Annotated in this window: 14 protein-coding genes; 11 read left to right on the top strand and 3 right to left on the bottom strand. The window is 35.8% G+C overall.

Translation table 11 applies throughout. The features are described from left to right. Nucleotides 1-10: 10 nt before the first annotated feature. The 3 genes from BLV84_RS00570 to BLV84_RS00560 form a co-directional block, all read right to left on the bottom strand. Nucleotides 11-1,423, bottom strand: coding sequence for a RagB/SusD family nutrient uptake outer membrane protein (locus BLV84_RS00570; protein WP_093237910.1), 1,413 nt, complete (start codon nucleotides 1,421-1,423; stop codon nucleotides 11-13). 3 nt (nucleotides 1,424-1,426) lie between these two features. Beyond that, nucleotides 1,427-4,384, bottom strand: a complete 2,958-nt coding sequence (locus BLV84_RS00565; protein ID WP_093237907.1) for a SusC/RagA family TonB-linked outer membrane protein — start codon at nucleotides 4,382-4,384, stop codon at nucleotides 1,427-1,429. Between the two features lie 121 nt (nucleotides 4,385-4,505). Next, entirely contained in the window at nucleotides 4,506-6,074 is a 1,569-nt protein-coding gene (locus BLV84_RS00560; RefSeq protein WP_143521304.1) for a BamA/TamA family outer membrane protein, read from the bottom strand. 126 nt (nucleotides 6,075-6,200) lie between these two features. Here BLV84_RS00560 and rpsL point away from each other — a divergent pair, with 126 nt between their 5' ends. From rpsL to rpsC, 11 genes are read left to right on the top strand one after another with little or no spacing between them, the layout of a single operon-like run. Beyond that, complete coding sequence (rpsL, locus tag BLV84_RS00555) at nucleotides 6,201-6,575, top strand: 30S ribosomal protein S12 (protein ID WP_093237901.1); 375 nt, start codon at nucleotides 6,201-6,203, stop codon at nucleotides 6,573-6,575. 20 nt (nucleotides 6,576-6,595) lie between these two features. Then, on the top strand, nucleotides 6,596-7,072 hold the full coding sequence (rpsG, locus tag BLV84_RS00550; RefSeq protein ID WP_093237897.1) for a 30S ribosomal protein S7: 477 nt from the start codon (nucleotides 6,596-6,598) through the stop codon (nucleotides 7,070-7,072). Nucleotides 7,073-7,078: 6 nt separating this feature from the next. Beyond that, entirely contained in the window at nucleotides 7,079-9,187 is a 2,109-nt protein-coding gene (fusA, locus tag BLV84_RS00545) for an elongation factor G (protein WP_093237893.1), read from the top strand. Nucleotides 9,188-9,195: 8 nt separating this feature from the next. Beyond that, the gene (gene rpsJ / locus BLV84_RS00540; protein ID WP_093237890.1) at nucleotides 9,196-9,501 is read left to right on the top strand and encodes a 30S ribosomal protein S10; all 306 of its coding nucleotides are present in this window, start codon (nucleotides 9,196-9,198) and stop codon (nucleotides 9,499-9,501) included. Between the two features lie 20 nt (nucleotides 9,502-9,521). Then, nucleotides 9,522-10,136 (top strand): 50S ribosomal protein L3, encoded by a 615-nt coding sequence (rplC, locus tag BLV84_RS00535; protein WP_093237887.1) that lies wholly within the window; start codon nucleotides 9,522-9,524, stop codon nucleotides 10,134-10,136. Then, a complete protein-coding gene (rplD, locus tag BLV84_RS00530; protein WP_093237884.1) occupies nucleotides 10,136-10,765 on the top strand; it encodes a 50S ribosomal protein L4 in 630 nt (209 codons plus the stop codon). The genes rplC and rplD overlap by 1 nt, the downstream gene beginning before the upstream one ends. Nucleotides 10,766-10,772: 7 nt before the next feature. Further along, nucleotides 10,773-11,063, top strand: coding sequence for a 50S ribosomal protein L23 (gene rplW, locus BLV84_RS00525; RefSeq protein WP_093237881.1), 291 nt, complete (start codon nucleotides 10,773-10,775; stop codon nucleotides 11,061-11,063). A gap of 9 nt (nucleotides 11,064-11,072) precedes the next feature. Beyond that, complete coding sequence (rplB, locus tag BLV84_RS00520; protein WP_093237878.1) at nucleotides 11,073-11,900, top strand: 50S ribosomal protein L2; 828 nt, start codon at nucleotides 11,073-11,075, stop codon at nucleotides 11,898-11,900. 5 nt (nucleotides 11,901-11,905) lie between these two features. Then, nucleotides 11,906-12,184 (top strand): 30S ribosomal protein S19, encoded by a 279-nt coding sequence (gene rpsS, locus BLV84_RS00515; RefSeq protein WP_093237875.1) that lies wholly within the window; start codon nucleotides 11,906-11,908, stop codon nucleotides 12,182-12,184. A gap of 6 nt (nucleotides 12,185-12,190) precedes the next feature. Further along, the gene (gene rplV / locus BLV84_RS00510) at nucleotides 12,191-12,598 is read left to right on the top strand and encodes a 50S ribosomal protein L22 (protein ID WP_093237872.1); all 408 of its coding nucleotides are present in this window, start codon (nucleotides 12,191-12,193) and stop codon (nucleotides 12,596-12,598) included. 8 nt (nucleotides 12,599-12,606) lie between these two features. Further along, nucleotides 12,607-13,314, top strand: a complete 708-nt coding sequence (rpsC, locus tag BLV84_RS00505; RefSeq protein WP_093237869.1) for a 30S ribosomal protein S3 — start codon at nucleotides 12,607-12,609, stop codon at nucleotides 13,312-13,314. The last annotated feature ends 6 nt before the right edge of the window (nucleotides 13,315-13,320 follow it).

Here is a 13,320-nt window from a genome sequence, read left to right as displayed (position 1 = left end):
ATTTAATTTATTAATAGCCTTGATTTTGTGTCATGTTATCATTTGCAAATCTCTCTGATTGAGGAATTGGCAATACAAATCTATGGTCGTCTTCTGGTAAACTACAAGCTCCGGCTGCATTTGCACAATCGCTAGCGTCACGAACCACACCTAAGTCATATCTTTTTAAGTCAAACATTCTATGTCCTTCAAAAGCTAACTCCATTCTTCTTTCAGTTAAGATAGCAGATAATGCACTTTGCTGATCAGAGAATCCAACTGTTACAGTGATATCTTTTCTTGCATTTCTTAAAGTTTCGATATCAGTACTTGCTTCAGTTAACTGATTGGTTCTTGCGTAAGCTTCAGCTCTAATTAAATATTGCTCTGAAGTTCTTAACATTTTAATATTAGCTAAAAACGGATTAGATTCTGAACCTAAATATTTACCCACCATCAAGTTGTCTGGATCGAAATTTTGAGTATCAATAATAGCAAATGTTCTATGGTCATCATCAAAATTATTGTTTCCTAAAACATCAAATAATTGATCTGACACATTAAATAATACATCACCATTTGTATCAGTAAAAATTGTACCGATAGTCTCTTGACCTGGTGTTCTTGCTAATTGCCATAAAGTTTCTCCAGTATACTCGTCAGCCCAAATTCCGATATAATCATTGAAAGTAGTTGCTATCTGTGAGTTATCTATAACTTCAGTTGAGAAGTTAATAGCTGCATCATAATCTTTAGTGTATAAAGCTAATCTAGCCTGTAAAGCAGTTACTGCGATGCTTGACATACGGTTAATATCAGTAGATGCACCTAATGTTGCAAAAATATCTTTAGCATCATCAAAATCATCTTTGATAAATTGAGTCACCTCTGCCACAGTGTTTCTTGCAGGCTGCTCGTAAACCCAAACTCTGTCAACAATAGGCACAGACTCAGCAGAAGGATCATAACTTTGAGAGAATAACCTCATTAAGTCGAAATGTGCAAAACCTCTGATGGCATGTAATTCAGCAACTATTCTGTCCTTTTTCGCTTGCTCATCAGCGTCTTCAGTAGCGATACCTTCCGCAGCTTTCATGATACGGTTAGCTCTGTTAATCACTCTGTAATAGCTATTCCAAATTGCTTCAGGCTCAGTCGTACCAGAGTTAATACTCCATGTATGAACTTGAATTCCTTGTCCTCTGTTTGTGCTTGCAATTCTTAAATCATCAGCAAAAACAGATGTATAATTGATAAGGTTAGAGTCGTTATTACTGAAAATACCGCTGTAAACTCCATATAAACCGACCTCCAATTGGTCAACAGTATTAAAAGCATTCTCTTCGAAAACTTCATCTTTTGGATCTACTTCATAAGCGTCTTTACAGGATACAGCTGCCAAAAACACTAATAAAACAAAATTTAATTTAAATATTTTTTTCATGAGTTAAAATTTTAAGTCAACACCAAATGTAATTGTTGTTGGCGTTGGATATTCATATTGTGCAATGTTGTTGTCATCCTCTGGGTCGAAACCTGTAAACTTAGTCCAAGTCGAAAGGTTTTGAGCCATTCCGTAAACACGTAACCCTGAAATATAACCAATTGATTCGATAACCTTGTCAGAGAATGTATAGCCTAAAGTTAAATTTCTCCACTTTAAGAAAGAAGCGTCTTCGATATCTTTAGATGAAAATTCTCTTCCATAAAGGTAACTTTGAACTTCAGTCACATCACCTGGTTGCTTCCACATGTCTAACATTTTAGTACTTAAGTTGTACTGAGAAAAGTTAGGATTTTCTTGGAAGAAAGTTTGGTTATTAAATCTGTAGTATTCTGCTTGGAAAGTAAATAATGTAGAAAGCTTAAATCCTTTGTAAGAAATAGTTCCTCCAAAACCACCTGTGTATTCTGGGTTAAAACTGCCATAGTTTGCAGTACTATTATCTTCAGAATATTGATTTGTAACATTTCCGTCTTTATCTAAGTACAATGGCTGACCATTCGCTGGGTTGACTCCTGCCCAACCAACAATGTAATGCGTTCCTAAAGGTAAACCTTCTCTGATAATAGAAGTACCTTGCTCAAATTCATTAACTTGACCTAGATCTTCAATCGTGTTTTTGTTATAGTTTGCATTAACATTTAAACTAATGTTTAAACCATCTTTATCTTCAGAACGAACGATGTCATAATTTAAAGATAAATCAACACCTTTATTACTCATTTCACCGTTGTTACTTTCTATAGAAGTTGCACCCGCAGTTGCACTTAAACTATAATCGATAAATAACTCAGTTGTTAAATTGTTATAATATTCAACACTACCATATAATCTGTAGTCAAATAAGTCAAAATCTAATCCAATGTTTAACTGGTTTGAAGTTTCCCATGTTAAATCTGAGTTACCTAAGTTAGTAGGTACGAAGCCTGGCTGACCATCATATGAAGACTGTCCGTATGAAGTTGCATACTGGAAAGGATCTATAGCTCCTTTGTTACCAGATGTACCATAACTTGCTCTTAATTTCAAGTTGTCAACAAAATCAGCTCCATCCATAAAGCCTTCTTCGTGTAAGTTCCAACGACCTGCAACAGACCAGAATGTAGCCCACTTGTTTTCATCAGCAAATAAACTTGATGAATCTCTTCTAACAGATGCATTAATACCAAATCTACCGTCGTAACCGTAATCTGCAATACCGAAATAAGAGAAGATTCCTTCTTCTAAAACTCCGCCTGATATAGTAGGAATTAATTCATTTGACGGTGATCCTGCAGTTATACCTCCTGGGTAACCAACGATTAATTCGTTGATGCCGTAACCAGTAAAGCCGCTTGATCTAACGTGTCTTTTATAGTATTCTAAATATGCATCAAAACTAAAGTTATGCTTTTCATCAAAAGTATTCGCATAACCAATATTAGTTGTAGATGTAATATTCGCATCATATCTGTTAGATTCATTATAGCTACCCTGTTGTCCTGGGTCAGTTGTTCTACCATAATGAGAGTTCGGGTCAGTATATCTAATCACATTAGATTGTTGGTAATCAACACCTAAGTTAATTCCTGCAGTAACGTTTTCAAAAAGTTCTCTATTCGCAAAACCACTCGCGATGATTTTTACAACATTTCTGTCATTCCCACTTTTAAGCAAGTGCTCTAAAGCATTAGGACCAACACGTCCACCACCTGTGTTAAAATCACCATTTTCATCATAAGGCGCATGGTAAGGCGAACCTAAGTAAGCAGCAGCAAATGGATTTTGTAATGTAACTGAACTTTCAGAATCAATACGAGATGATTTCGAGTAAGACATTTGAGTATTTAAACCAATTTGAGTTTTCTCATCAGGTCTGTGCTCTAAATTGTTTCTTAAAGAAAAACGTTTCAAGCCTGATCTTAAAGAAAGACCTTCTTGATCTAAGTACTGAACACTACTGAAAAATCTTGTTTTATCATTACCACCATCCATACTCAATTCATGCGTACTTACTGTACCTGTTCTAAAGAATTCGTCTGACCAGTCAGTGTTGACCATAGCAAGTTCAGCTATTTCAGCATCAGTTTTTCCAGCACCTAAGCCTCTACCAATTAATCTTTGGAAGTTTAATAGTTGAGATGAATTCATCATTTCAAACTTAGCTTCTCCGATTTCGCTAAAACCAAAACTTGTTTTGTAGTTGAAAGTCGTTCCTTTAGAGAATGACCCTTTTTTAGTGCTCACAACAATAACACCGTTTGCACCACGAGATCCATACAATGCTGTCGCGTTTGCATCTTTCAAGACGTCAACACGCTCAAAGTCATTACTGTTTAAGTTAGCAAAATCACCAGGTGTGATTTCGATACCATCTACAATATACATAGGTCCGTTTTCACCGTTAATAGATCCATTACCTCTAATTCTTACACGTGCAGACGATCCTGGCTGTCCAGAACCTGCAGTAATCTGTAAACCAGCTGCTTTACCTTGTAAGATTTGCTCAAAAGAAGCAAGAGGGATTTGCTCTAAGTCTTCAGATTGTACACTGGAAATAGATCCACCATACTCAGATCTGTCAATGCTAGAGTAACCAGTCACAACAACTTCAGCAAGTTCTGCTGCATCTTCTAGAAGAGTAATGTTGATTGTTGATTGATTATTCACAACAACTTCCTGTTTTTTCATACCTAAATAAGAAAAAACAATTGTTTGTCCAGAAGCTACGCTAATGCTGTAATTTCCGTCAAAATCTGTTTGTGTCCCATTTGATGTACCTTTTTCGATAACGTTTACCCCGGGAATAGGTAAACCATCTTCGCCAGTAACAGTACCTGTCACTGTTTTAGTTTGTGCAAATGAAATTTGCACCGCCAACACTAGTAAAAGTGTTAGAAATCCACTAAACTTTGTTCTCATTTTATTAATTTATTTGAATTAGCCGATGCCAAAAATCAAAATAAAAAGTTAATTGAGCAAGACTTTTTATGATAATTTTAATGTAACAAGTGTTAAAGAATCACTCTAATCGTACATTTCATTAGAAAAAAGTCGCAAGTCTGATGTGTATTTTTGTATTGTTAAAGTCAATATCGCTGTTGTTAGAAAATCCGTTAGCCATGATGATACGGATGTTTGTGTTGTTTTGTTGTAGCGATAAGCCAAACCCTAAACTGTAGTAATTTGTCCTAATTTTATCTAAATCGTTGAAGGACAATAAATAATCTGTAATCCCAATAATTGTGAGAGTATTGGTTAACTCAAAGTTATGATCTAGCCTTATTGTGCTATATTTTGTGGAAATTATGCTGTTTTCGAGGAAACCTCTAATGCTATTTATGCCGCCAATTCTAAATGTTTCATTATTAAGGTATGTTTCAGATAATAATAGAGCATTTTCGTTTTGGATGAGCAAATGGTATGTTTTGTTAAAATTAACTTTGTTATAATATTTGAGTTCTAATAAAGTTTGGTTTTCTGTTGATTCACTTTTGCGTTGACCTAACTCAGTACTTACTTCAAGTTGGCCTAAATTTTTCCATCGAGCGCCAAAAGTTGTTCGGAGAGCGTTGTAGCTGAAATCTTCATTAGTATTTTTATTAATTGCATTCGATTTTCTTGTTTGATAAATCCCTTTGATGTAATAGTTTCTGTTAATGTTGAATTTTAGACCTGCATGAAAGCTTGTGTTTGTGTAAGATGAATCTTGTCTGAAGATTTGGAAACCTGTTTCTAAATCAAATCTGGAGTTAAATAAAAAAGGATATTTTAGACTTGCGCTGATTGTTTCTTGATCAGAATCTGTGTTTTTGTAGTGTAGCTGAAATTTTTCTCCAGCATTTAAATTGTTGTTGAGTTCTAATTCTAAATCACCACTAAGTTTGAATTTATCATTTTCATTTGAAAACCCTAAAACACCATCAAACATATTCCTGCTCACTTTCTCGGTATATAGATAAAGTATGCTTTTGTCTTTTTTATATAAAACACTTGGGTTTTTGATTAATTTAAAGCTGAGCTTGTCTTGTAAGTAATCTAACTCTTCATTCATTTTTTGCTCGCTTAAATTTTCTTTCCCGATATTTAAGCTGCGTTTTATTTGTTTTATTGAGTGTGGAGAGTAGCCTTTGATAATAAGGTCGTTTATACTTCTTTTTTGATTTTTAGTAACCATCAACTCCATTTCGATCAAATCATCTTTTACTTGATTGATCTTTGTAACGTTAATTTTATTAAATGGAAAACCTTGATCACTGTACTTTTTGCTGATTTCTTGAAGAGTTTGTTCTAGTCTGTCAAATTTAATTTCTAAAAAATATTTTTTTTCATCTGGAGAACCATATTTTAATCTAATCCTTTTTATGAAATCACCTTCAATAATATGAAGAGAATCGTTCTTTAAAATGATTTCTGAAAAAATATAACCTTTTTTATGAAGACTTTCTAGAATAGACTTCTTGTCAATATTGTCATTAATATCAATCTGAAGTTCTTTGATTAAATGTTGGCTTTTTTTATTGAAAGTCTTTTTCTGTTGGGAAAATGAATTGTTAGCGCTCAAAATGAAAGCGAGTAATATCCAAAATATGTGATTTCTTAGTTGTATCATTATCAGGCTTTCAATATTAAATAAAATTTGTTTCCTATTGATAATTAATGAATTAATATTTGTCAAATAAAATTATTTTAATACATTTGCAAACCTTAAAAAAGATTAAATAATTTAAGCAAAATTATGCCAACAATTTCACAGTTAGTAAGAAACGGAAGACGCTCGATGACTAAGAAGAGTAAATCGGTGGCTTTAGATTCTTGTCCTCAACGTCGTGGAGTATGTACACGTGTTTACACAACAACACCAAAGAAACCTAACTCAGCTATGCGTAAAGTAGCCAGAGTTAGATTGACAAATGGTAAGGAAGTAAACGCTTACATCCCAGGAGAAGGGCACAATCTACAAGAACACTCGATAGTATTAGTTAGAGGCGGTAGAGTAAAAGATTTACCAGGAGTAAGATATCATATTGTGCGTGGAGCACTTGATACAGCTGGTGTAGAAGGTCGTTTGCAGAGGCGCTCTAAGTATGGTGCAAAACGTCCAAAGAAATAAAAAATACTTAAAGCAAAGACATGAGAAAAAAACAAGTTAAACAAAGACCGCTATTGCCAGATCCAAAGTTTGGTGATCAATTAGTGACTCGATTTGTGAACATGATGATGTGGGATGGTAAGAAATCAATTGCATTTAAGATTTTTTATGATGCAATGGATCTTGTTGAAGAAAAAAAGCAAGATGATGAAAAGACTGCATTAGAAGTTTGGAAGGACGCTTTATCGAACGTTATGCCTCACGTTGAAGTGAGAAGTAGACGTGTTGGTGGTGCGACTTTTCAGATTCCAGCACAAATTAGACCAGATCGTAAAATTTCAATTGCTATGAAGTGGTTGATTGGATACTCTAGAAAAAGAAACGAAAAAACAATGTCTGCTAAGCTAGCAGCTGAAGTACTTGCTGCTGCCAAAGAGGAAGGTGCTGCAGTGAAGAAGCGTGTTGATACGCACAGAATGGCTGAAGCAAACAAAGCATTCTCACATTTTAGATTCTAAAACATAATGGCACAAAGAGATTTAAAATATACAAGAAATATAGGTATCGCCGCCCACATTGATGCCGGAAAAACGACAACTTCAGAAAGAATTTTATTCTATACTGGGGTTAACCATAAGATTGGAGAGACTCATGAAGGAGCTGCAACTATGGACTGGATGGAGCAAGAGCAGGAGAGAGGTATTACAATTACTTCTGCAGCAACGCACTGTACATGGAATTATAGAGATCAAGAATATGTCGTTAATATTATCGATACACCTGGTCACGTTGATTTTACAGTTGAAGTTGAGCGTTCATTAAGAGTTTTGGATGGTGTTGTTGCATTGTTTAGTGCGGTTGATGGTGTTGAGCCACAGTCGGAAACAGTGTGGAGGCAAGCTGATAAATATAAAGTTCCTCGTTTAGGTTTTGTAAATAAAATGGATAGACAGGGTGCTGATTTCTTTAACGTGTGTAATCAGGTAAGGGAAATGTTAGGTGGTAACCCAGTTCCATTGCAGGTTCCTATCGGAGATGAGCTTGATTTTAAAGGTGTTGTTGATTTAATATCTAAAAAAGCAATCGTTTGGGATGATGAAAATTTCGGTATGACTTATACGGAAATTGAGATTCCTGAAGAACTTGTAGAGGATGTTAATAAGTATAGAGCTGAGCTTGTTGAAGCTGTTGCTGAATATGATGAAGAGTTGATGGAGAAGTTTTTTGAAGATGAGAACTCGATCACTGAAGATGAAATCATTTCTGCTTTAAGAGCTGCAACAATTGACATGTCGATCATTCCGATGATGTGTGGTTCTGCTTTCAAAAATAAAGGTGTTCAAGCTATGCTTGATGGTGTGATGCGCTACTTGCCATCACCAGTTGATGTAGAGGCGATTGAAGGTGAAAATCCAGAAACAGGTGAGCCTGAATCTAGAAAACCAAATGTTAACTCACCATTTTCTGCTTTAGCTTTTAAAATTGCTACTGATCCTTTCGTAGGTCGTTTGGCATTTTTTAGAACTTATTCAGGATCGTTAGATGCAGGGTCGTATGTCTTAAATAACCGTTCTGGAAAAAAAGAAAGAATTTCTAGAATGTATCAAATGCACTCTAATAAACAAGAGCCTATCGATCGTATTGAAGCTGGAGATATTGGAGCGGCTGTTGGTTTTAAAGATATTAAAACAGGTGATACATTAACTAGTCTTGATTCTCCTATTGTTTTGGAGTCTATGACGTTTCCTGATCCTGTAATCGGTATTGCTGTTGAGCCTAAAACAAAAGCAGATGTTGAAAAACTCGGTGTTGCTTTGTCTAAATTAGCAGAAGAAGATCCAACTTTCCAGGTTAAAACTGATGAAGCTTCAGGTCAAACAATTATTTCAGGTATGGGAGAGTTGCATATCGAAATCTTAGTTGATCGTTTAAAGCGTGAATTCAAAGTTGAAGTTAATGAAGGTGAGCCACAAGTTGAATATAAAGAAGCTGTTACTAAATCTGCCGAACACCGTGAGGTCTATAAGAAACAATCAGGTGGTCGTGGTAAGTTTGCTGATATTGTATTTGAGATGGGGCCTGTAGATGATGATTTTGAAGGAACTGGACTTCAGTTTGTTGATAAAATTAAAGGAGGTCGTATTCCTAAAGAATTTATTCCTTCAGTAGAAAAAGGATTTAAAGAGTCTATGAAAAACGGTCCTTTGGCTGGTTTTAAAATGGATAGCTTAAAAGTGACTTTAACTGACGGTTCATTCCACCCTGTGGATTCAGATCAATTATCATTTGAGTTGGCTGCAAAAATGGGTTATAGGGCTTCTGCAAAAAAAGCTGGAGCTGTTGTTCTTGAGCCAATCATGAAGGTTGAAGTTGTAACTCCAGAGGAGAGTATGGGTGATATTGTCGGTGATTTGAACAGAAGAAGAGGTCAGGTTAATGATATGTCTGATCGTTCAGGTGCTAAGGTAATTAAAGCAGATGTGCCATTATCAGAAATGTTTGGTTACGTTACAACTTTAAGAACATTATCATCAGGTCGTGCAACTTCTACAATGGAGTTTGCAGAATATAAAGAAACGCCTTCTAATGTTTCGGAAGAAGTTATTAAGGCAGCAACAGGATCAAACGAATAATAAGTATCATGAGTCAAAAAATTAGAATAAAATTAAAATCATACGATTACAATCTAGTAGATAAATCTGCTGAAAAGATTGTTAAGACTGTGAAAACGACAGGAGCTGTTGTGACTGGACCAATTCCTTTACCAACAAAGAAAAAAATCTTTACGGTTTTAAGATCTCCACACGTTAATAAAAAAGCGAGAGAACAATTTCAATTGGACTCTTACAAGAGATTGCTAGATATCTACAGTTCTTCATCAAAAACGATAGATGCGTTGATGAAGCTTGAGTTGCCTAGTGGTGTTGAAGTAGAAATTAAAGTTTAATTAATTTATAAATTATAAATATGTCTGGGTTAATAGGAAAGAAAATCGGTATGACTAGCCTTTTCGATGAAAATGGAAATAACATTCCATGTACAGTAATCGAAGCTGGCCCGTGTATCGTTACCCAAGTCAGAACCGAAGAGGTTGACGGGTATAGTGCTCTTCAACTTGGTTTCGATGACAAATCAGACAAAAATGCCACCAAAGCTGACTTAGGTCACTTCAAAAAAGCTGGCACTTCTGTTAAGAGACAAGTTATCGAATTTCAAGGATTTGAAGAAGAACATGCTTTAGGTGATGCAGTGACTGTTGATATTTTCTCTGAAGGAGAATTTGTTGATGTTCAAGGTACATCAAAAGGTAAAGGTTTTCAGGGTGTTGTCAAGAGACACAACTTTAGAGGGTCTACAAAAACACATGGTCAGCAAAGCGTCCTTCGAGCTCCAGGTTCTGTAGGTGCTGCATCTTATCCTGCAAGAGTTTTCAAAGGGATGAGAATGGCTGGTCAAATGGGAAACACAAAAGTTAAAGTTCAAAATCTTAGAGTTTTAAAAGTTGTTCCTGAGAAAAATATCCTTGTTATTAAAGGGTGCGTTCCAGGAAGTAAAAACTCTTACGTAACTATTCTTAAATAATGAAAGTAGCAGTTTTAGATATAAATGGCCAGAAGACAGGACGAGAAATCGATATTTTAGATTCTGTATTCGCTATTGAGCCAAACGATCATGCGATCTATTTAGATGTTAAGCAGCACTTAGCTAATAAACGTCAAGGAACGCATAAGGCAAAAGAAAGAGCTGAGATTAAAGGAAGTACTCGTAAGATTAAAAAACAAAAAGGTACTGGTACAGCACGTGCTGGTAGTATTAAGTCTCCAATCTTTAGAGGTGGTGGACGTGTTTTTGGTCCTAGAGTTCGTGATTATAGTCAAAAGCTTAATAAAAAAGTTAAACGTTTAGCACGTCGTTCGGCATTGTCACAGAAAATGGCAGCTGATCATTTGTTTGTTATCGAAGATTTTTCTTTTGATGCACCAAAAACGAAAGACTTTATTAAAGTTTTAGAAGCATTTAAGGCAACTGATAAAAAATCTACATTTGTGTTGAATGCAGAAAATAAAAATGTATATTTGTCAGCGCGAAATTTAGAGCGCTCAAATGTTGTAAGTCATTCAGAATTAAACACTTACGCTGTTATGAATTCTAATGTATTATACATCGCTGAGTCGCAAATTGAGTCTTTGCAAGAAATTTTAGGTAAATAAATTAATTATGAGTGTCATTATTAAACCATTAATTACTGAAAAGTCTACACATTTAAGTGAGACAGCTAACACTTTTGTTTTCTTAGTTGATGAGAAAGCAAATAAGGTTCAGATCAAGAATGAGGTCGAATCTACTTATGGTGTTTCAGTAGACCAAGTAAGAACTATGCGTGTTTTGCCTAAATTTAAGACAAGATATACGAAGACAGGAATTGTATCTGGTAAGACTAACTCTTACAAGAAAGCAATGATCAAAGTCTCTGAAGGAGACACTATTGATATATATAATAATCTTTAAAAAGATAGAATGTCGGTTAAAAAATTAAAACCAGTAACTCCAGGCCAGCGTTTTAAAGTTGTCAACAATAACGACGTTGTAACAACTGATAAGCCGGAAAAGTCATTACTTTTTCCGATAAAAAAGTCTGGTGGTCGTAACAACCAAGGGAAAATGACCATGCGCTACATCGGTGGTGGTCATAAGAGAAGATACAGGCTTATCGATTTTAAAAGAGATAAGAAAGGTGTAGAAGCTGTCGTTGAGTCAATACAATATGACCCAAACCGTACGGCTTATATCGCTTTATTGAAATATGAAGATGGTGAGAAAAGATATATCATCGCGCCAAACGGATTGAAAGTTGGGCAGTCAATTATTTCAGGAGACGATAATGTTCCAACAGAAGTTGGTAACGCCATGCCATTGTCAAAAATTCCTTTTGGTACTATTATTTCTTGTGTTGAGCTTAGGCCAGAGCAAGGAGCTGTTTTAGCGAGAAGTGCAGGAACTTTTGCTCAATTGACAGCTAGAGAGGGGCGCTACGTCTCGATTAAGCTGCCTTCAGGTGAAGTTCGTATGGTGCTTGGTGATTGTTTAGCTATGGTTGGAGCTGTTTCTAACAGTGACCATCAGTTAATCGTCTCAGGTAAAGCAGGTCGTACACGTTGGTTAGGAAGAAGACCACGAACTAGACCAGTAGTTATGAACCCAGTTGATCACCCTATGGGTGGTGGTGAAGGGAAGTCTTCAGGAGGTCATCCAAGATCAAGAAAAGGACTGCCAGCTAAAGGTTTTAGGACAAGATCTAGAACTAAGCAAAGCAATAAGCACATTATAGAACGTAAAAAGAAATAATAGATATGGCTCGTTCATTAAAAAAAGGACCATTTGTCCATTATAAATTAGAAAGAAAGGTTGCTCAGAATGTTGAGTCTGGTAAGAAAAATGTTATCAAGACTTGGTCAAGAGCATCTGTGATTGTCCCTGATTTCGTTGGTCAAACAATTGGCGTTCACAACGGGAGACAGTTTGTGCCTGTTTTTGTTACAGAAAACATGGTCGGACATAAGTTAGGAGAGTTTTCTCCAACGAGAACATTTAGAGGTCATCAAGGATCTAAAAACAAAGGTAAAAAGTAATAAGTCATGGGAGTAAGAAAAAGAGAAAGTGCAGCTCGACTGAAAGAGGCTAAAGCAGATCTTGCTTTTGCTAAGTTGAATAACTGTCCGACTTCGCCAAGAAAAATGAGGCTTGTTGCTGACCTTGTCAGAGGAAAGAAAGTCAATGATGCCTTAAATCTTTTGAAGTTTTCTACTAAAGAAGCTTCAGGTAGAGTAGAGAAACTATTATTATCTGCAATTTCAAATTGGCAGCAAAAAAACGAGGATCAGGATATCGAAACTGCTGACTTGTACGTCAAAGAAATTAAAGTAGATAGTGGAAGTATGCTAAAAAGATTGCGTCCAGCACCGCAAGGTCGTGCGCATAGAATTCGTAAAAGATCAAACCATGTAACGTTGATACTTGGTGAAAATAATAATACGCAAAGCTAAGGAAGAATATGGGACAAAAAACAAATCCAATTGGTAACAGACTTGGTATCATTAAAGGTTGGGAATCTAACTGGTACGGTGGTAACGATTATGGAGATAATCTTGCCGAAGACGACAGAATTAGAAAGTATATCCATGCACGTCTTTCAAAAGCGAGCGTATCGCGTGTAATCATTGAGCGCACACTTAAACTTGTAACCGTTACTATCACTACTGCTCGTCCTGGTATTATTATCGGGAAAGGTGGTCAAGAGGTAGACAAGTTAAAAGAAGAGCTTAAAAAGATTACAAGCAAAGAAGTTCAGGTCAATATCTTTGAGATCAAAAGACCAGAACTTGATGCAGAATTGGTTGCAGCTAGTGTTGCAAGACAAATCGAAAACAGAATTTCTTATAGAAGAGCAACAAAAATGGCTATTGCGGCTGCTATGAGAATGAATGCAGAAGGGATTAAAATCCAAATTTCAGGACGATTGAATGGCGCAGAAATGGCGCGTGTTGAATCGTACAAAGAAGGAAGAATTCCTTTATCAACTTTTAGAGCTGATATTGATTATGCTTTAGCTGAAGCGCATACGACTTACGGTCGTTTGGGTGTTAAAGTGTGGATTATGAAAGGTGAAGTTTATGGAAAACGTGAACTTTCTCCGTTAGTCGGCATGTCTAAGAAGGATAATAAAGGAAAAGCACGTCGTAAAGCACGTCGTAGAAAGTAATTAATC

This window comes from Psychroflexus halocasei, from assembly GCF_900107595.1.
Taxonomy (GTDB): Bacteria; Bacteroidota; Bacteroidia; order Flavobacteriales; family Flavobacteriaceae; genus Psychroflexus; species Psychroflexus halocasei.
This window is presented reverse-complemented; position numbering and strand designations above follow the sequence as displayed.

Excerpts from the sequence above, each read along its gene's own strand:
- BLV84_RS00570 (WP_093237910.1), bottom strand. The coding sequence starts at position 1,423 with ATGAAAAAAATATTTAAATTAAATTTTGTTTTATTAGTGTTTTTGGCA.
- BLV84_RS00565 (WP_093237907.1), bottom strand. The coding sequence starts at position 4,384 with ATGAGAACAAAGTTTAGTGGATTTCTAACACTTTTACTAGTGTTGGCG.
- BLV84_RS00560 (WP_143521304.1), bottom strand. The coding sequence starts at position 6,074 with ATGATACAACTAAGAAATCACATATTTTGGATATTACTCGCTTTCATT.
- rpsL (WP_093237901.1), top strand. The coding sequence starts at position 6,201 with ATGCCAACAATTTCACAGTTAGTAAGAAACGGAAGACGCTCGATGACT.
- rpsG (WP_093237897.1), top strand. The coding sequence starts at position 6,596 with ATGAGAAAAAAACAAGTTAAACAAAGACCGCTATTGCCAGATCCAAAG.
- fusA (WP_093237893.1), top strand. The coding sequence starts at position 7,079 with ATGGCACAAAGAGATTTAAAATATACAAGAAATATAGGTATCGCCGCC.
- rpsJ (WP_093237890.1), top strand. The coding sequence starts at position 9,196 with ATGAGTCAAAAAATTAGAATAAAATTAAAATCATACGATTACAATCTA.
- rplC (WP_093237887.1), top strand. The coding sequence starts at position 9,522 with ATGTCTGGGTTAATAGGAAAGAAAATCGGTATGACTAGCCTTTTCGAT.
- rplD (WP_093237884.1), top strand. The coding sequence starts at position 10,136 with ATGAAAGTAGCAGTTTTAGATATAAATGGCCAGAAGACAGGACGAGAA.
- rplW (WP_093237881.1), top strand. The coding sequence starts at position 10,773 with ATGAGTGTCATTATTAAACCATTAATTACTGAAAAGTCTACACATTTA.
- rplB (WP_093237878.1), top strand. The coding sequence starts at position 11,073 with ATGTCGGTTAAAAAATTAAAACCAGTAACTCCAGGCCAGCGTTTTAAA.
- rpsS (WP_093237875.1), top strand. The coding sequence starts at position 11,906 with ATGGCTCGTTCATTAAAAAAAGGACCATTTGTCCATTATAAATTAGAA.
- rplV (WP_093237872.1), top strand. The coding sequence starts at position 12,191 with ATGGGAGTAAGAAAAAGAGAAAGTGCAGCTCGACTGAAAGAGGCTAAA.
- rpsC (WP_093237869.1), top strand. The coding sequence starts at position 12,607 with ATGGGACAAAAAACAAATCCAATTGGTAACAGACTTGGTATCATTAAA.